Source organism: Bradyrhizobium sp. Kon69 (assembly GCF_055807515.1).
In genome coordinates this window covers 167,652-185,068 of sequence record NZ_JBVVOS010000003.1, presented here as the reverse complement: position 1 = coordinate 185,068, position 17,417 = coordinate 167,652, and the positions used below count along the sequence as shown (strand labels likewise).

At 64.3% G+C, this 17,417-nt stretch carries 19 protein-coding genes; 13 read left to right on the top strand and 6 right to left on the bottom strand.

Annotated elements, in window-relative coordinates; genetic code table 11:
- Window positions 1-24: 24 nt before the first annotated feature.
- The gene (locus AC0L3U_RS05315; protein ID WP_473347130.1) at window positions 25-777 is read right to left on the bottom strand and encodes a 16S rRNA (uracil(1498)-N(3))-methyltransferase; all 753 of its coding nucleotides are present in this window, start codon (window positions 775-777) and stop codon (window positions 25-27) included.
- Window positions 778-988: 211 nt separating this feature from the next.
- Between AC0L3U_RS05315 and AC0L3U_RS05310 the strand changes: the two genes are divergently transcribed.
- Together AC0L3U_RS05310 and ubiA are read left to right on the top strand one after the other, a co-directional pair.
- The gene (locus AC0L3U_RS05310) at window positions 989-1,648 is read left to right on the top strand and encodes a hypothetical protein (RefSeq protein ID WP_007596938.1); all 660 of its coding nucleotides are present in this window, start codon (window positions 989-991) and stop codon (window positions 1,646-1,648) included.
- On the top strand, window positions 1,645-2,577 hold the full coding sequence (gene ubiA, locus AC0L3U_RS05305; RefSeq protein WP_473360953.1) for a 4-hydroxybenzoate octaprenyltransferase: 933 nt from the start codon (window positions 1,645-1,647) through the stop codon (window positions 2,575-2,577). The genes AC0L3U_RS05310 and ubiA overlap by 4 nt, the downstream gene beginning before the upstream one ends.
- On the opposite strand, the gene AC0L3U_RS05300 is transcribed toward ubiA, so the two are convergent.
- Window positions 2,574-3,092 carry a DUF6101 family protein gene (locus AC0L3U_RS05300; protein ID WP_473360952.1) on the bottom strand — a complete coding sequence of 173 codons (519 nt, stop codon included), beginning with the start codon at window positions 3,090-3,092 and terminating at the stop codon, window positions 2,574-2,576. The two genes, ubiA and AC0L3U_RS05300, sit on opposite strands and share 4 nt — an antisense overlap.
- 264 nt (window positions 3,093-3,356) lie before the next feature.
- On the opposite strand from AC0L3U_RS05300, the gene AC0L3U_RS05295 reads away from it, so the two are divergent.
- The 6 genes from AC0L3U_RS05295 to lpxK are packed head-to-tail and all read left to right on the top strand — an operon-like array spanning window position 3,357 to window position 8,896.
- Window positions 3,357-4,760: a TldD/PmbA family protein gene (locus AC0L3U_RS05295; protein ID WP_473360951.1), complete on the top strand. Its 1,404-nt coding sequence runs from the start codon at window positions 3,357-3,359 to the stop codon at window positions 4,758-4,760.
- Window positions 4,747-5,565 carry an inositol monophosphatase family protein gene (locus AC0L3U_RS05290; protein WP_473287955.1) on the top strand — a complete coding sequence of 273 codons (819 nt, stop codon included), beginning with the start codon at window positions 4,747-4,749 and terminating at the stop codon, window positions 5,563-5,565. The genes AC0L3U_RS05295 and AC0L3U_RS05290 overlap by 14 nt, the downstream gene beginning before the upstream one ends.
- A 60-nt stretch (window positions 5,566-5,625) precedes the next feature.
- Window positions 5,626-5,868 carry a DUF4170 domain-containing protein gene (locus AC0L3U_RS05285; protein WP_007596929.1) on the top strand — a complete coding sequence of 81 codons (243 nt, stop codon included), beginning with the start codon at window positions 5,626-5,628 and terminating at the stop codon, window positions 5,866-5,868.
- On the top strand, window positions 5,865-6,578 hold the full coding sequence (locus AC0L3U_RS05280) for a lysophospholipid acyltransferase family protein (RefSeq protein ID WP_473360950.1): 714 nt from the start codon (window positions 5,865-5,867) through the stop codon (window positions 6,576-6,578). Before AC0L3U_RS05285 ends, AC0L3U_RS05280 begins: the two co-directional genes overlap by 4 nt.
- A complete protein-coding gene (locus tag AC0L3U_RS05275; RefSeq protein ID WP_473360949.1) occupies window positions 6,541-7,887 on the top strand; it encodes a 3-deoxy-D-manno-octulosonic acid transferase in 1,347 nt (448 codons plus the stop codon). The genes AC0L3U_RS05280 and AC0L3U_RS05275 overlap by 38 nt, the downstream gene beginning before the upstream one ends.
- Window positions 7,880-8,896: a tetraacyldisaccharide 4'-kinase gene (gene lpxK / locus AC0L3U_RS05270; RefSeq protein WP_473360948.1), complete on the top strand. Its 1,017-nt coding sequence runs from the start codon at window positions 7,880-7,882 to the stop codon at window positions 8,894-8,896. Before AC0L3U_RS05275 ends, lpxK begins: the two co-directional genes overlap by 8 nt.
- A gap of 180 nt (window positions 8,897-9,076) precedes the next feature.
- Here the strand turns inward: lpxK and AC0L3U_RS05265 are convergent, their stop codons facing one another.
- Window positions 9,077-9,304: a DUF2093 domain-containing protein gene (locus AC0L3U_RS05265; protein ID WP_007596922.1), complete on the bottom strand. Its 228-nt coding sequence runs from the start codon at window positions 9,302-9,304 to the stop codon at window positions 9,077-9,079.
- Window positions 9,305-9,479: 175 nt separating this feature from the next.
- Between AC0L3U_RS05265 and AC0L3U_RS05260 the strand changes: the two genes are divergently transcribed.
- Complete coding sequence (locus tag AC0L3U_RS05260; protein ID WP_473360947.1) at window positions 9,480-10,304, top strand: dienelactone hydrolase family protein; 825 nt, start codon at window positions 9,480-9,482, stop codon at window positions 10,302-10,304.
- A gap of 255 nt (window positions 10,305-10,559) precedes the next feature.
- Window positions 10,560-10,748, top strand: coding sequence for a hypothetical protein (locus AC0L3U_RS05255; RefSeq protein WP_473360946.1), 189 nt, complete (start codon window positions 10,560-10,562; stop codon window positions 10,746-10,748).
- 246 nt (window positions 10,749-10,994) lie between these two features.
- Here the strand turns inward: AC0L3U_RS05255 and xseA are convergent, their stop codons facing one another.
- Window positions 10,995-12,617: an exodeoxyribonuclease VII large subunit gene (gene xseA, locus AC0L3U_RS05250; protein WP_473360945.1), complete on the bottom strand. Its 1,623-nt coding sequence runs from the start codon at window positions 12,615-12,617 to the stop codon at window positions 10,995-10,997.
- Window positions 12,618-12,754: 137 nt separating this feature from the next.
- Between xseA and AC0L3U_RS05245 the strand changes: the two genes are divergently transcribed.
- The 3 genes from AC0L3U_RS05245 to AC0L3U_RS05235 all read left to right on the top strand — a co-directional run bounded on the left by AC0L3U_RS05245 (window position 12,755) and on the right by AC0L3U_RS05235 (window position 14,923).
- Window positions 12,755-13,765: an alpha/beta hydrolase gene (locus AC0L3U_RS05245; RefSeq protein WP_473360944.1), complete on the top strand. Its 1,011-nt coding sequence runs from the start codon at window positions 12,755-12,757 to the stop codon at window positions 13,763-13,765.
- 304 nt (window positions 13,766-14,069) lie between these two features.
- On the top strand, window positions 14,070-14,624 hold the full coding sequence (locus tag AC0L3U_RS05240; RefSeq protein ID WP_473360943.1) for a hypothetical protein: 555 nt from the start codon (window positions 14,070-14,072) through the stop codon (window positions 14,622-14,624).
- Window positions 14,624-14,923 carry a winged helix-turn-helix domain-containing protein gene (locus AC0L3U_RS05235; RefSeq protein WP_473360942.1) on the top strand — a complete coding sequence of 100 codons (300 nt, stop codon included), beginning with the start codon at window positions 14,624-14,626 and terminating at the stop codon, window positions 14,921-14,923. Before AC0L3U_RS05240 ends, AC0L3U_RS05235 begins: the two co-directional genes overlap by 1 nt.
- A gap of 65 nt (window positions 14,924-14,988) precedes the next feature.
- On the opposite strand, the gene AC0L3U_RS05230 is transcribed toward AC0L3U_RS05235, so the two are convergent.
- Together AC0L3U_RS05230 and AC0L3U_RS05225 are read right to left on the bottom strand one after the other, a co-directional pair.
- Window positions 14,989-15,543, bottom strand: coding sequence for a hypothetical protein (locus tag AC0L3U_RS05230; RefSeq protein WP_473360941.1), 555 nt, complete (start codon window positions 15,541-15,543; stop codon window positions 14,989-14,991).
- Window positions 15,544-16,059: 516 nt separating this feature from the next.
- Window positions 16,060-17,136 (bottom strand): hypothetical protein, encoded by a 1,077-nt coding sequence (locus AC0L3U_RS05225; protein ID WP_473360940.1) that lies wholly within the window; start codon window positions 17,134-17,136, stop codon window positions 16,060-16,062.
- Window positions 17,137-17,417 lie beyond the last annotated feature (281 nt).

The following is a 17,417-nucleotide window of genomic DNA, read 5'->3' as shown; positions in this document are numbered from 1 at the left end:
CCGGAAGGCCAACTAATCATTGGCTTAGCCGCGTTCGCCATCCCAGTCGCCCAGCACCGCCTGCACCAGCGCCAGCGCGGCCACTGCGGCCGTGTCGGCCCGCATGATCCGGGGTCCCAGCGCCAGTCGCAGGATTTTCGGCTGCCGCAGCAGCAGCGCCCGCTCTTCATCGGCAAAGCCGCCTTCGGGGCCGATCAGCACGTCGATTCCGTCCGCCCCCTGTGCACCTTGCAGGCTCTGAATGGGGTTTTCGAGTTCCGCCGCCTCGTCGCAGAAGATCAGCAGCCTGCCGGCGGCGCGCTGGCTGAGGAAGCGCTCCAGCGGCATCGGCTCGGCAACGGTGGCGATGCTGAGAATGCCGCATTGCTCGGCTGCCTCGACGACATTGGCGCGCATCCGATCGGTATTGACGCGGGAGGCCTGGGTGAACCGGGTCAGAACCGGCTGAAGCGAGGCCGCGCCCATCTCGATGGCCTTCTGCACCATGTAGTCGAGCCGCGCATGCTTGAGCGGGGCGAAGACGTAGGCGAGGTCGGGCAGCCGGTCCTGTGGCCGGGTCTGCTGGAGGATGACGAGGCCGTCCGGCCGCTTGCGGCCTTCAATGGCCGCCTGCCACTCGCCGTCGCGGCCGTTGAACGCCAAAACCTCGGCCCCGGCGGCAAGCCGCAGCACATTGCCGAGATAATTGCTCTGGTCGCGGTCGAGCTCGACCCTGCCGTCCTGGGCCAGGGGGGCATCGACGAACAGGCGGGGGCCGCGGAAATCGTGAGAGGGCATCGTTCAAAGGTCCGATTTGGCGCCGTTCTTAGCCGAAAGCAGTAGTTTCGGGGGTAAATTTTGCCAAATTGGTGCGTCGGCGCGCCGCGCTCCTGCCCTATTCAACGGGTTGTTAAGCGCCGGCGGGAATCGTAAAATCGCGAGCACGCTGGTTGCGCTTCAATTGGGAAGACGCCGAACCCCGCAAGCTCCTGCCGGAGAGACTGCCTTGATGATCCGTCATTTGATGGTTCCGATCACTGCCGCCATGGTCACGATGGGCGCCGTTTGTGCCTATGCGCAGGGTTTCCCCGCGCCGCTGCCGGGCCAGGCCCCAACGAGTTCCGCGTTTCCGCCCGTGAACGGCTCGGCGCCAGTCGCCTCCGTCGGCGGCGCGCCGCAATCCTCCTTCCCCGTGAACGGCGCCGCACCCGTCGGTGGCGCCGGCGCCTTCAGCGCGGCCCCGCCGACGCAAGCCGGTCCCGGCGAGGACTGCATGAAGGCCTTCATGCCTCTGCGCGAGGATGCCGAAAAGCGCGGGAAGCTGATCAAGGCCGCGAGCGACCGTCACGCCCCGCCTGACGAGGCCTGCAAGCTGATCCGCAATTTCAGCCAGGCTGAGACCAAGATGATCAAGTACATCGAGGCCAATGCCTCGAAGTGCGGGATTCCGGCGCAGGTCGGCGCGCAGATGAAGGACGGCCACAAGAACACCGAAGCCATGACGGCGAAGGTCTGCAACGTCGCGCAGCAGATGCAGAACCAGCCGCGCGGTCCGGCCGGTCCGTCGCTGAGCGAAGTGCTGGGTTCGGGCTCGGCGCCCGAGGCCAATGCCGGCAAGAAGGGCGGCAGCACCTTCGATACACTCAACGGCAACGTCCTGACCCGATGAGCGACACATCCGCCCGAGTTGCCGATTCCACCGGCAACTGGGTCGATACGCGTGCGCCGCAATGGGCGCGGCCTTATCTGCGCTTGTCCCGCTTCGATCGTCCGATCGGCTCCTGGCTCCTGTTGATGCCGTGCTGGTGGTCGGCGGCGCTCGCCGCCGGCATGGCGCATGACGTCCGCGGCCTGCCGCTCACCATCGTCCTGTTCTTCATCGGCGCCTTCGTGATGCGGGGGGCCGGCTGTACCTGGAACGACATCACCGACCGAGATCTCGACGACAAGGTCGAGCGCACCCGCTCGCGGCCGCTGCCGTCGGGCCAGGTGAGCGCGAAGCAGGCGCTGGCCTTCATGGTCGCGCAGGCGCTGATCGGGCTCGTGGTGTTGCTGCAGTTCAACCGCTTCGCGATCCTGACCGGCATTGCCTCACTGCTGATCGTCGCGATCTACCCGTTCATGAAGCGCATCACCTGGTGGCCGCAGATCGTGCTCGGGCTCGCGTTCTCCTGGGGCGCCCTGATGGGATTTGCCGTCACCTTCGGGCGCATCGACGTCACCGCACTCGTGCTCTATGCCGGCGCGATTTCCTGGGTAATCGGCTACGACACGATCTACGCGCATCAGGACGCCGAGGACGATGCGCTGATCGGCATCAAGTCCACCGCGCGCCTGTTCGGCGCGCATACGCACCAGGCGCTGATCCTGTTCTACGGCCTGGCGGTGCTGCTGATCGGCGTGGCGCTGGCGTCGGGCGATGCGCGCTGGCCGGCCTGGCTCGGACTTGGGGCCTTCGCCGTGCATCTGGTCTCGCAGATTGCGCGGCTGAATATCAGCGACGGCGATCTCTGCAAGCGCCTGTTCTATTCGAACCGCGACGCGGGGCTGTTGTTGTTTGCGGGCTTATTGGCCGACGCGGTGATGCGGGCGGCTTAACTCCGTGCGATGATCTCGCGCTCATCGCGATGCACCGACAACTCGCATGCGACACCGGTGCGGCGGCGCATCAGAAATTTCGGACGGCGGTGGCGGATCGCGTTGGCGCGGCGACGCCGCGGCGCGGGCTTGCGTGCGCCTTCGTCGAGCTGCGGAAGCGCGAACAGCTCGCTCCAGATCGCCCAGGCCTCAACGAGTTCGTCTCCATCGGCGCTGACCAGCAGCGGAATGGAGAGCGAGGGATCGCGATGCACGAGGACGAGGGTCTGGGCCTCATGGCTGCCGCGCAGCGCGACGCCGATGAAGTCGCTGACGCGGACGTTGATCGCCATCCGCATGCCGCGGACGGCACGGTGCAGCACGACACGTTCGCGATGAAGCTCGATCTGCCGGACATATCCGTCGGCGCGCGGATCATGCGCATCGAAGCGGACCGGAAGGGAAAGGGGGTCGAGCCGCAGGGAGCGGCTCGACCCGGCGGGATTGATCCCGCTTGTTGCTGTTTGACGCCTCACGGCTTTAGTTCTCCCCGCCAGGATTATGTTCCCGGTCGATGTGAGGACCTTAGCGCGAGCCTTTCCGAAACCGCTTAAAAAGGCTGGTTAATCCAACCTCACCGCCGCGCATGATTGACAAGACCTTGGCACGCATGATTGACGAGACGTTGCGCGCAAGCTGCGAATCTGAGCTTTTGGTGGGCTGAAAATGCTTGAAGTCCGCGCGATCAGGGCACATCTGTGGGTTCCGGTCCCGCAGCCCGCCTCAACAGGATTTCGTTTGTGAACCCTTCACCAAGCTCGACGCTTTCGCCCAAGGATTCGTCCACAGCCGGTCGCGACCTGTTCGACCAGTCTGCGCTCTCCGATCTCGCGCAGCGGCTGGTGGAGGCTGCCAGGCGCGCCGGCGCGGATGCGGCCGATGCGGTCGCCGTGCGCGGCGTCTCGCAAGGCGTCGAGGTGCGCGACGGCCGGGTCGAGGAATCCGAACGTTCCGAGGGCGACGATGTCGGCTTGCGCGTGCTGGTCGGCCGGCGCCAGGCGGTGGTCTCGACCAATGACGCCAGCGGCGATGCCGTGACCAAGCTTGCCGAGCGAGCGGTTGCGATGGCGCGTGTCGCGCCCGACGACAAATATGTCGGCCTTGCCGATCCCGCCCTGCTCGCGCGCGACTTCCCCGATCTCGATCTGCTCGATCCTGACGTGCCCGCGACCTCGGAACTCGAGCGCCGCGCGCTCGAAGCCGAGGCTGCGGCGCTCGGTGTGAAGGGCGTCACCAAATCCGGCGGCGCCTCGGCCTCCGCCGGCATGGGCGGCATGGTGCTCGTCACCAGCACCGGCTTCCACGGCTCTTATCTGCGGTCCAGCCAGGGCATCTCCGCCACCGCCATTGTCGGCGACGGCACCGGCATGGAGCGCGACTACGATTTCACCTCGGCGCCGCATGGTGCCGACCTCTTGTCGCCGGAGATCGTCGGTCGATCCGCGGGCGAGCGCACCGTGGCTCGCGCCAATCCGCGCAAGGTCGCGACCTGCAAGGTGCCTGTGGTGTTCGATCCGCGCGTCGCGGGCTCGCTGGTCGGCCACGTCGTCGGCGCCATCAATGGCGCTTCGATCGCGCGCAAGACCAGCTTCCTGAAGGACAAGCTCGGCCAGCAGCTGTTCGCCAAGAACATCCGCATCATCGACGATCCCTTGCGCAAACGCGGCCTGCGCTCGCAGACGTTCGACGCCGAAGGCGTCGCCGTGAAGAAGATCGCGCTGATCGACGAAGGCGTGCTGACGACCTGGCTGCTCGATTGCGCCACCGCGCGTGAGCTCGGTCTCACCACCACCGGCCACGCCCATCGCGGCGTCTCCTCCTCGCCGTCGCCCGGCCCGTACAATCTGCATCTTGAACCCGGCACGCCCACCCCGGCCGAGCTGATCTCCGACATCAAGCAGGGGTTCTACGTCACCGATCTGATCGGCTCGGGCGTCAACGGCGTGACCGGCGATTACAGCCGCGGCGCCTCCGGCTTCTGGATCGAGAACGGCGAGCTTACCTATCCCGTGAGCGAGGTGACGATCGCCGGCCATCTGTTCGAGATATTCAAGTCGATGCAGCCGGCGAACAATCTCGAGTTCCGCTACGGCGTCAATGCGCCGACGGTGCGCATCGAGGGTTTGACGCTTGGCGGACGTTGACGCGAACGCAACAGGTGAAGCCATCCTGACGCGCGACGCGGCGCTGCTGCAAGACACGGTGCGGGAGGCGGGCGCACTCGCGCAGTCGATGTTCCGCACCGAGCTGAAGAAGTGGACCAAGGGCGCGTCCTCGCCGGTCTCGGAAGCCGACATTGCCGTCAACGATCTGCTGGAATCGCGCCTGCGCGCGGCGACGCCCGACTATGGCTGGCTGTCGGAGGAGAGCGCCGACGACGAGGTGCGGCTGTCGCGGCGGCTGACCTGGATCGTCGATCCCATCGACGGCACCCGCAACTACCTCAATGGTCATGACGAATGGTGCGTCAGCGTTGCGCTGGTCGAGGATGCCTCGCCGGTGCTGGCCGCAGTGTTCGCGCCGACGAGCGATGAGTTCTTCTTCGCCGCCCGCGGCCAGGGCACGACCCTCAACGATGTGCCGGTGCGGGCGACGGCTGGGTCCGAGCTCGACTTCTCGCGGGTCGCGGGTCCGAAGCCCCTGGTCGAGCGCCTGAAGCCGTCACTGGGCGAGATCAAGCTGCATCCGCGAATCGGTTCGCTCGCGCTGCGGCTGTGCCGGGTCTCCCATGGCGCGCTGGATGCGGCTTTTGCGGGCGGCAACAGTCATGATTGGGACCTTGCCGCGGCGGATTTGATCGTGCAGGAAGCCGATGGTAGGATGAGCGATCTCTCCGGAGATCCCATCCTCTATAACCGCCGGCAAGTCACGCATGGGGTGCTGGTGGCAGCGGGGCGCGATCGTCATGCGAACATTGTCTCGCATTTTCGAAACCGCCCCTTGCCGTGAAGCGCTTTCTCGTGCTTGTCGAACACTGCTTTGCCGGGCAGCCCGTTAGGAACAGAACCGATGCCAGATAGTGCCCCGCAACAACTGCTCCACCTCGTCGTCGGCGGCGAGCTCGTCGACCTCGAGCACAACACCTTCAAGAACCTCGACGACGTCGAGATCGTCGGCCTCTATCCGAACTATGCGACCGCGCACGCCGCCTGGCGCGCCAAGGCGCAGAGCACGGTCGACAACGCGCAGATGCGCTATTTCATCGTCCATCTCCACCGGCTGCTCGACCCGAATCAAGAACCGGCGCGTTGAAAAAGCTGCTTCGCAATACGCTGAGGAGCAGCTTCGTCCAGCGTGCCGTCGGAATCCTGGCGGCGGAATATCTGCGCCTGGTCTGGCGGACGAACACATTCACGTTCGACCCGCCGGACGTCTATGACCGGGTCGAGCCGCAGATCCCGGCGATCTTCGCCTTTTGGCACGGCCAGCATTTCCTCACCCCCTTCATCAAGAACAAGGACTGGTACAAGGCCAGGGTCCTGATCTCCCGTCACCGCGACGGCGAGTTCAACGCGATTGCCGCCGAGCGGCTCGGCATCGGCACCATCCGCGGGTCCGGCGACCATGGCGGCGCGTTTCACCGCAAGGGCGGGGTCGGTGCCTTCAAGGAAATGGTGCGGACGCTCGAGGACGGTTGTAATGTCGCGCTGACCGCCGACGTCCCCAAGCGCTCGCGCGTGGCCGGGCTCGGCATCATCATGCTGGCACGGGAATCGGGGCGGCCGATCATGCCTTTTGCGATGGCGACCAGCCGCTTCGTCCGGCTCAAGAACTGGGACCGCACCACCATCAACCTGCCGTTCGGGCGGGGCGCGTTGGTCGGCATCAAGGAAATCCACGTTCCGCCCGATGCGAACGCCGCCACCATGGAAGCGCTGCGGCTCGAGCTGGAGGAGACCTTGAACGAGGCGACCCGCCGCGCCTATGCGCAACTCGGCCGGCCGGGACCTGCAGATGCCTAAATCGCTGCCCGGCTCGCTGCCGTTGACGCTGCGGATGTACCGGCGCCTGGCGCGCGGCCTGGTGCCGCTCGCGCCTGTGCTGATCAAGCGGCGCCTGAAGCAGGGCAAGGAAGATCCCGCGCGCGTCGGCGAACGGCGCGGCCTGTCCCGGGACGTGCGGCCGCACGGTCCGCTGGTCTGGATTCACGGCGCGAGCGTCGGCGAGGTCCTCGCCGCGGCGGCCCTGATCGAGCGCTTGCGCGATCTGAACCTGCGCATTCTGCTCACCTCGGGCACCGTCACGTCGGCTGCCATTGTGGCAAAGCGCTTTCCGCCCGACGTCATCCATCAATACGTGCCGTATGATTCCCCGCGTTATGTCGCGCGCTTCCTCGACCATTGGAAGCCGTCGCTGGCATTGTTCATCGAATCCGATCTGTGGCCGAACCTGATCCTGGCTGGCGCTGCGCGCCGCGTGCCGATGGTGCTGATCAACGGGCGGATGTCGCCGCGCTCGTTCCCGCGCTGGCGCCGCATGCAGGGCACCATCTCGGCGCTGCTGTCGCGGTTCGACATTTGTCTGGCGCAGTCGAAGACCGATGCCGAGCGTTTCTCGGCGCTCGGCGGCCGCGACGTCGTCACCACCGGCAATCTCAAGCTCGACGTGCCGGCGCCGCCGGCCGACCCCGCCAAGCTCGAACGGTTGATGGCGATGACGCGCGGGCGTCCGATCATCGTCGCGGCCTCGACCCATCCGGGCGAGGAGGAGATGCTGGTGGCGGCGCATCGCAGCCTCAGCGGTTTCTTCCCGCAGCTCCTGACCGTGATCGTGCCGCGCCATCCGGATCGCGGCTCCTCGATCGCGGGCCTGATCACGGCGTCCGGCCTGAAGCCGGCCCTGCGCTCGCGCGACGAGCTGCCGACGGCGACCACCGACGTTTATGTCGCCGACACCATGGGCGAGCTCGGCCTGTTCTATCGCCTCTCGGAGATCGTGTTCATGGGCGGATCGCTGATCCACCATGGCGGCCAGAATCCGATCGAAGCGATCAAGCTCGGCGCGGCCATCGTCCATGGTCCGCACGTCTTCAATTTCGCCGATGTCTACGAGGCGCTCGATCACAGTGGCGGCGCGCGCCAGGCCGACACGCAGGAGCTGCTGATCAAGCAGCTCGGCCAGCTGCTCGCCGATCCTGCCCTGCGCCGGAAGATCCAGCAGTCGGGCGCCGGCGTGGTCGAGGATCTCGGCGGCGCACTCAACCGCACCATGACCGCGCTCGAGCCTTATCTTCTGCAGTTGCGGATCGAGATGGGGGCCGCCAATGCGTGAGCCGGCCTTCTGGTACCGGCCACGTTCCCTCGAATCCTACGCAATGGGGCCGCTGGGTGCGCTCTATGGCGCGATCACGGAACGGCGGATGCTGCGCGAGGGCGTCGACGCCGGCATCCCCGTGATCTGCGTCGGCAACTATCATGTCGGCGGCGCCGGCAAGACGCCGACCGTGCTGGCGCTCACCAAGCTCCTGCGCGAGCTCGGCGAGACGCCGGTGGTGCTCAGCCGCGGCTATGGCGGCAGCCTCAAGGGCCCGGTGATGGTCGACCGGATGCGTCACACCGCCTCCGATGTCGGCGACGAGCCGCTGATGATGGCGCGCGACGTTCCTGTCACGGTCGCGCGCGACCGCCTCGACGGCGTCGTGCTGGCGAAGTCGCAAGGCGCCACCGTGATCCTGATGGACGACGGCTTCCAGAACCCGCGTCTCCTCAAGGACACCTCGCTGATCGTGATCGACAGCGAGCGTGGCCTCGGCAATGGCAAGGTGTTTCCCGCCGGTCCGCTGCGTGCGCCGCTGAAGGCGCAGCTCGCGCGCACCGACGCGCTGGTCCTGATCGGCGGGGGCCGCGCCGCCGACGCTGTCGCCGCCGAGCTTGCCAGGCGCAACAAGCCGGTGCTGCGCGCGCGGCTGAAACCCGACGCCGGGTCGGTCGCAAGACTGTTGGGCAAGCCGGTGTTCGCGTTCGCCGGCATCGGCGATCCCGAACGGTTCTTCCGTACGTTGCGCGCTGGCGGTATCGAGCTCGCGCGCACCCGCGCCTTTGCCGATCATCACATGTTTTCGAATGACGAGATCGCAGCCCTCGCCGCGGAGGCGCAGCGCGAGCAGCAAACACTGGTGACGACGGAAAAGGATCTCGCCCGTCTGCACGGCCGCGAAGGCGTGCCGGATGGCATCGTGCCGTTCGCGGTCCAGCTCGAGTTCGACGACCCGGCAGCGCTCCGGCAGCTGATCAGCGATCATCTCTACAAGGCGCGCGAGCGGCGCTTTTCAAGGCGTTGATCTCGTAGGGTGGGCAAAGCGAAGCGTGCCCACCAATAATGCTTCCGGTTCGACGGTCGAGATGGTGGGCACGCTGCGCTTTGCCCACCCTACAGCACCACCATTCACGCGACATTCATCGCAAAGCTCCTATCGATCTCACACGATCAGGAGACTTCAATGAAACAACCGCCCGCCGCCTCAAGCTTGCGGCTTGGGCGCGCCCGGGTAATGCCGCTCGAGCACGGCGGCGGGCGTGGCGTAGGCTTCCTGCAAATCTACGCTCCAGTATTTCAACTCGTCGAGCGGGATGCGCGTATCGGTGATCGCGCAACGCACGAAGGTCCCCGGCGAGATCACGCGGAAATCGCCGTCGAGATACTGCACCTGCGCTTCGCCATGGCCCGAGGGGCCGAACTTGTTCAGCACGGTCGAAAGTCTCCGTGGAAGGCCGCTCCGGGATCACATGGAGGGCACGATGTGTTGGACGGGATGTAGCATAGATAGGGTGGCTTGTCCGCCCGGTAAAACCCACCGGTTTGTGATGTTTTGGCGCCGTTTCCGCATGATAGTGCTTGAGCGAAGGATCCAACGGCAAAGTTCGATGCGCCTTCCGTTTACCGCCCTGTTCCTGACGTTGCTGATGTCGGCCGCGCAAGCGTCGCCGGCGCCGCAGCCGGTCGAGATTCCGCTTTCGTCCGGCGTGCTGCATGCGCAGCTCTACAAGCCCGAGGGCACGGGGCCGTTTCCGACCGTGATCGCGCTGCACGGCTGCGGCGGTCTCGGCGGCCATTCCGATTCCGTCCTGCCGCGCTATCGCGACTGGGCCGAGCGGCTGCTCAAATCCGGCAACGCCGTCCTGCTTCCTGACAGCTACGGCTCGCGCGAGCTCGGGCCGCAATGCCGCGTCAAGGACATCCACGTCAAGGCGCGGCGCGAAGGCGTCACCGACATCGCGGCGTCGCGCGCCTGGTTGATGAAACAGAGTTGGGTTGCGCGCGACCGCGTCAGCCTGATGGGCTGGGCGAATGGCGCCAGCGCGCTGCTTTGGGCCGTGCGTCCGCAAAACCTCGCGCGCGAGGTGGGCCCGGATTTCCGCGCCGCGATCGCGTTCTATCCGGATTGCAGGATTTCCGCTGGCCTTGGGTGGAGCACACGGGTGCCGACGCTGGTGCTGATCGGCGGCAATGACGACGTCTCGTCGCCGCCGGCCTGCCGCCAGATGGTCGATGGTGCGCATGGCCGCAGCGCGCTTGCGCGCATCTTGGTCTATCCCGGCGCCTATCACGATTTCGACCGTGCCAACACGCCGCTGCACGCCGCCGCCGGCAGCCTTGATGCCGCCGCGCCCGAGCACGGCCATCTCGGCACCGATGCGCAAGCGCGCGCGGAGTCGCAGAAAGAGGTCGTCGAGTGGCTGGCGCGGTGACGGCAGTGCCGTAGCCCGGATGAGCGTAGCGATATCCGGGAAGGTCCGTCCCGCATATCGCTGCGCTCATGCGGGCTACATGTGCCGAGCGGGCTCGCCGCGCCGTAGCTCGTGAGAGCGAAGGCGGGGCCGCCCAAGGGAACAACAGCGGACAGCCCCGCATCGACCACCGCCCTGCACGGAAAATGGCCGACCGTGACTCTACGGGCCGCGCGCCGCGATGGTTTCAGCCCGTGACGACGCCATCATTCGACCATGATGTCGATTAAACGCAATCCCATGCGCAACCGTTTCGTCCTGTTCTCCTCCGCCCTGATCGTCTTCACCGTCGCGGTCTTCCTGTTCGAAGCCCATCTGTTCGAAGCCCATGCCGGCGCGCCGCAACTCGTGCCCGAACATTGCGGCTTCTGGACCACGATCGACGCGGGCTTGTCCTGCCGCTGAGACGCGCAGACTCGTAGCCCGGATGAGCGTAGCGATATCCGGGACCACTGGTCCCGCATGTCGCTACGTTCATGCGGGCTACGACAGCGATTTCGTGGCACGCGTCCCACATACTCACTGTCATCGCCCGGCTTGACCGGGCGATCCAGTATTCCGAGACGGATATGATCGATCGAGAAGCCGCGGCGTACTGGATTCCCCGCCTCCGCGGGGAATGACACCGAGGGTGGAGCGCCACCCTCCCGCCTAAAACAAATTCCCCTGATCCACCGGCTTGCCCACGCGCTTCGGAGCTGGCTTCGCCTCCTGCGCAGCCGCCTTCGCTTGCGCCGGCGCGCGCTTCGCTGCAGCCGCGGGCCGATCCGCATCCGCGGTCGCACCCACGCGGCCATCCGCAAACTCGATCTCGACCCTTGCACCAGGCCCCATCGCGTCCGCTGAATGCAAGGGATGGCCGGCCTCGTCGCGCACCAGCGCAAAGCCGCGCGCGAGCACGCCGCGATAGGACAAGGCGGAGAGCAGCTTGCCGCTGTTCTCGACGCGGGCATCCAGCCGCTGCAACAGCGTCGCCAGCGCGCGGCCCGCGCGCTCGGCAAGGCGATGCGTGCGTTCGCGCTGGCGGTGAATCGCGTTGCGCTGCGCCTGCGCATTGGAGAGCTTTGAGGCGCGCAAGCGCACCTCCAGCCCGGCGAAACGATCACGCCGCCGCCGCAGCAGCGAGCGCGTGGACAGCCCGAGCCGCTCGCCGCACACGGTGAGGCGATGATCGGCCTGCGCGATCTGGCCGTGCAGCACCCGCAGCGTCAGCTTGGCGCTGGCGGCGGTGAACCTGCGGAAATGCGCATGGGTGTTGGCCTTGAGGCAGCGGGGCAGGGACGCGCCGGCCGAATCAAGCCGCTGCCGCGGGATCGCCAGCAGATCGCCGGCGGCCGGCAGCGCGCGCGCGGCCGCACGCAGCTCGCTGCGACGGCTCTCCTGGCCGCGTTGCCAGCAGGACCGGGTGCGTCGCCCGAGATCGCCGACCTCGATAAAGAGATCGCTGCGCACCGGCACGGCCATCTCGGCCGCCGCCGTCGGCGTCGGTGCGCGCTTGTCGGCGACGAAATCGATCAGCGTGATGTCGGTCTCATGCCCCACGGCCGAGATCAGCGGGATCATGCTCTCGGCCGCGGCACGGACCACGATCTCCTCATTGAACGACCACAGGTCCTCCAGCGAGCCGCCGCCGCGCGCGACGATCAGCACGTCCGGGCGCGGAATCTTGCCGCCCTCCGGCAGCGCATTGAAGCCGCGGATCGCGGCCGCGACCTGCTCGGCCGAGCCTTCGCCCTGAACTTTCACCGGCCACACCAGCACGTGGCGGGGAAAGCGGTCCTCCAGCCGATGCAGGATGTCGCGGATGACGGCGCCGGTCGGCGAGGTCACCACGCCGATCACCTCCGGCAGCCACGGCAGCAGCTGCTTGCGCGCCTCGTCGAACAGGCCTTCGGCCGCGAGCTTCCGCTTGCGCTCTTCCATCAGCGCCATCAGCGCGCCGATGCCGGCCGGCTCCAGCGCCTCGATCACGATCTGGTATTTCGAGGAGCCCGGATAGGTCGTGAGCTTGCCGGTGGCGATGACCTCGAGCCCCTCCTGGGGCTTGAAGCGCATGCGGCCGTGCACGCCCTTCCAGATCACCGCCTCGATCTTGGCGCTCTCGTCCTTGAGCGCGAAATAGCAATGGCCGGAGGAATGCGCCCCGCGGAAGCCGGAGATCTCGCCGCGGACCCGGACATGGCCATAGGTGTCCTCGACCGTCCGCTTCAGGGACTGCGAGAGCTCGGAAACGGTGAATTCGGGAGTGTTGAGCAGGGGTTCCGCTGAAGGCATCGGCAAACGATTCGGCATGTGGGGATCAGACCCGACGTTAAGGATTTTTGCAGCGCCGCGCCAATCCGGGGATTGATCAGAAGAGTACTCTGTATTATAGAGTGCTCTATAGTTGATCAGTTTGAGGGGAGTGGATCATGGCAATTCGACTGCTGCGCGGTGTTTTGAGCGGGCTGAAATGGGCCTTGTGTGCGGTCGGCGCCGTGGCGCTGATCCTGGCCGCGATGATCGCGACCCCGCTCCAGCGACCACCGGAGATGAAATCGGTCTCCGACTCCGCCAAGGGCATCGACTGGACCACCCTCCCGCCCCTGGAGCGCTTCCAGGCCCGCGACGGCACCTGGATCGGTTTCCGCCACTACGCTGCCAGCGGCGGTGCGACGCGCCGCGGCGCGATCTTCATCCACGGCTCGTCCGGCTCCAGCGGCACCGTCAATCATGCCCTGACCCATGCCATCGCCGCGCGCGGGGTCGAGACCTGGGCGCTCGACATCCGCGGCCATGGCGGCTCCGGCACGCGCGGCGACATCTTCTATGTCGGCCAGCTCGAGGACGACCTCGTCGACTTCGTCGCCGAGGTGCGCAAGACCGCGCCGGAGCTGCCGCTCACCTTGATCGGCCATTCCGCCGGCGCCGGCTTCTCGCTGCGCGTCGCCGCGACGCCGATCATGCAGGACATGTTCGTGCGCACCGTGCTGCTCGCGCCTTATCTCGGCTATGACGCGCCGACCAATAAGCCGCATGCCGGCGGCTGGGCCAATGTCGACCTGCCGCGCTTCTTCGCGCTTGCCACGCTGCGCAAGCTCGGCATCGACTGCTGTTCGCAGCTCCCGGTGCTCGCGCTCGCCGTGCCCGCGACTTCGGCAAAGTACCTCGTCGCCACCTATTCCGATCGCCTGACGCGCAATTTCGCGACGCGCGGCTATCGCATCGATCTTCCGGCGACGACCCGCCCCGTCACGATCTTCGGCGGCGCCGAGGACGAGATGATGATCTCGGACAAGTATGCGGAAGTCGTGCAGGCCATCAAACCGTCGGTCGACGTCAAGGTCATCGACGGCATCAACCACATGGGCATCGTCACCAACCCGAAGGCGATCTCGGTCATCGCCGACGATGTGGCGACGCGCGGGGCAGGGCAGTCATGATGCGGTCCGCTGACGGCAAGGCAATCGCAGCTGAGCCTCATCCTGAGGAGACCGCGCAGCGGTCGTCTCGAAGGACGAGGCGCTTGCCCAGCTGTCACCGAGCTCGCGGCCATCCTTCGAGACGCCCGCCTGCGGCGGGCCCTCAGGATGAGGGCGGAGTGTGCGGCGGTCGCTGCAACGGGGCCTGGTGCAGCTGAGCCTCATCCTGAGGAGACCGCTGCAAGCGGTCATCTCGAAGGACGAGGCGCTTGCTCAGCTGTCACCGAGCGTCATACGAGATAGCGCAGGGACAGAAAGGGACGACATGATCGACAGCAAGGAAGCCTCCGCGGCGCTGGCCGATATCGACGACATCGTCCAGCGCGTGAAGCAATCGCAGCTCTATGAGCTGGCGAGCCACGCCGCCGTCTGGTGGGGCATCTTGGTGTTCGCGGCCAATCTCGTGACCTGGCTTTGGCCGGTCTATGCGGTCTACGCCTGGGTTGCCGCGGACGCGCTGGGCGCCGGCGGTCTGGTGGCGCTGCGCATCTTCAATCCGCCGCACCACTCCCATGGCGCCGCCTTCAACGTCAGACTCCTTCTGGTGTTCGTGCTGTTCTTCGCCTTCGGTTATCTCTGCACCAATTTGCTCGGTCATTTCGGTCCGCGCCAGCTCGGCACGTTCTGGCCGCTCTACTTCATGCTGTTCTATTCGCTGGCGGGTCTCTGGTTCGGCTATGCCTTCATCGCGATCGGTCTCGGCATCTCCGCGCTGACGCTGATCGGCTACTTCTACATCGGCGAGGCGTTTCCGCTCTGGATGGCCTTCGTCAACGGCGGGGGCCTGATCCTCGGCGGCCTCTGGATGCGGCGGATCTGATGGCCGAGCTCGACGACATCATCCACCAGCCGTTGCGGCTGAAGATCATGGCGGCGCTGAACGCGTTGCCGGTCTCCGCAGGATTGGAGTTCTCCCGGCTGAAGAAGCTCACCGGCGCGACCGACGGCAATCTCGGCGCGCATATCGAGACGCTGGCCAAGGCGGGCTACGTGTCCGTGGAGAAGGCCTTCGTCGGCAAGAAGCCGCAGACCACGGTCACCGCGACCGCGACGGGCCGCGGCGCGTTCGCGCGGCATGTGGCGACGTTGCAGGAGATTATTGCGGGGAAGCAGGGGTAGGCCCAGCAGCATGCCCGGGAGAGGTGATCTTGAAGCTTGAATGAAGCGCGGGCACCAAACCCACTTTATTTGCGGCTAACAGTGAATGCCTTTACGACCTCGCCATCCGCTTCAATAGAGTCTGAGGCCTGAACAGAAACAAGTTTGGGACTGCTTTTCTCGGTCTTAAATTTGTTCAGAAAGCGGCCGAACTCCTTATCTGACTTAGCTACGCTCTCAAGATCATCCACGTGATACTGCGGCTGCAATCGGAGAAGTTCTAAAGCTTTCGCCTTGCCGGCGACGAGCAACAGACGCTGACAATTATCGGCGGGGGGCAGAGCCAGTTTCAGCAAATCTGTCAGGCACCGATTTACGTTGGGCTTTGTCTTTAGATACTTAGTCTCAAGAAATACGATCGCGCCTGCTCTCTCAGCGATTACGTCGTAGTTGAACAAACCCGGCGTCCCTACGTCGTACTTCGTGGTGTCTGTCTCTGTCCTGAGGGTATATCCATTGGCGGCTAAGCATTCGGCTATTGGAACGATGAGAAGGGCTTCACTAAGGGCGTGCTCAAAGCCAGCAGCTTTCTTATATGCTAACCAGTGAGCGGCGGCCTTGCAGAGAAATAACTCCCGCATAGTTTGCTTCTCCTTGGCGGAAACGCAGGCAGAAATCGTCCCACATTCTTAGAATGCGACAATCTTAGTGTCCGGCGAAATCGACAAAAGCAACAATGATCCCAAAGGTCGATTGGAAATGACGCTCTCCCTTAGATGAGACGATGGGCCGCCTTCAAAAACACTGATAAAACAAGAACTAATCAGCCAGACTGCTTCGCCACCGATACCCAACAAGCTTCGTTCAATTCACCGCTTTCGCGGCTCGAAGAGGAAGCAACTGTGGCAGCCTGCGCTACATCGATCTGTCCAAGGACGCCGGAGCCCTGCTGGACACATTTACGCAGAATTAGCTGGCTGAACTCGCGTGGGGCAGTTGACCTACTGAAATAATCAATTCAAAGTTGTTCAATTCCTTTCCTATTTTTGATGTGCATTTCCATGGAAATTGCTGAAATCGAATTATCGCGCTTGCGTTTGAATCCCTACAACGACCGCCATGGTCCGTTGAGAGATGAAGCATCATCGATTCAATGGTTATTGGATAATCACAACTGCACGAATCACCGTCCATATTGCCTTCAAATCCGATCTGGCAGGGTGGTAATCAGGATTGTGAACGTACTGATGCATTGAGTGAGCCGAAACGATCGGCTTATCGCTCTCGAACTTTCGAATAATCGCGCGGGCTCTTTGATCAATTAGACCACGGTTCAGCATTGAATCTGCAACGGAAGACACGCGACGCGCAAAAAAGTCTGAAGGTCCAAATACAAGGCCGTGTTCTCGGGCGTAGTGGATGATCGCTAACTCAAGGAGAACGCGCATGAGTACCGCGATTGCGTTGTCATGCTGGTCAAACTGCAACGAGAACTGAAGCTCGCGCCAGATATTTTGCGCGCGCTCCGATCCAGGATGTTCCATGAATGGATTTTGATCGGCGCTGGAGATTAGGTGCTTGTCCTTGGGAGCCGGGCCTCTCGACGTCCGGGCAGGAGAGCTCGTATGCGCAATCGGTGGGTCCTGAGTTTCGGGGGCCACCGGGCGCATCGTCACCGCATCGATCATGACCCCCTCGCTTTTGAGCTGGTCTAAATACTGTCCTTTCTTTGCATTGTTCCACAGATCGTTGAGCACAATTCTTTTGCTACCCCGACCGGCAAGATCAGTGGCGACGCGCTGAAGCGTCTCGAGATTCTTCTGCTTATCGGTAAGATAGGTTAGTTCCCCGCCGGAAAATGAGAATCCGGCGCGTTTCCGGATGGGCTCGGAACTAAAAAGTCGTTCAAGGTTGGACCAAGGCAAACTCAACTCTGCGGGGATCAACTGTTCGGTCTTCAAGGCTCGTTCGATCGACTCTCCCAACCCGACGCTGGCCTTTCCAGTTCGCTGAAGAAAGAACGACTTACCTTCTGGGTCCCAAGGACTTTGACCGACCCCTTCCTGACTTCCAGTGTGACGGCGCAACAAGGTCTCGTCTATTACCTCCAGATCCTCCTCCACTTCGCACTCGATTTGCAGAAATGCTTCATTTACCTCAGGTGAGCTCAGCTCAGAGTAAAATTCGACCCAGGCTTCGCTTGGCGCCAGCCGAGGATTAGTGAGCAGCTTCATGCAGCAAGTCCGCCGGTTGCCGTCGAACACCACAAATCCATCTCCCTCGGGGCGTACCAAGGGTCGTTCATACAGCCGCCTTGTTTTCGCTAAGTCCTGAGAGAGTGCTCTCATATGTGCTTTGCGGTTAACTCCGTTCGCTAGCGAAAAATGGTCCACGACAGCGATACGTGTGCGGGATTACGGTGACAGTGCACTAAACCATCTGCACTGATGCTTTATCTCCCACTGATGCTTTGGATTTGGAGTTTAGTGCACTGTCAGCGTAAATCCTATGGCAA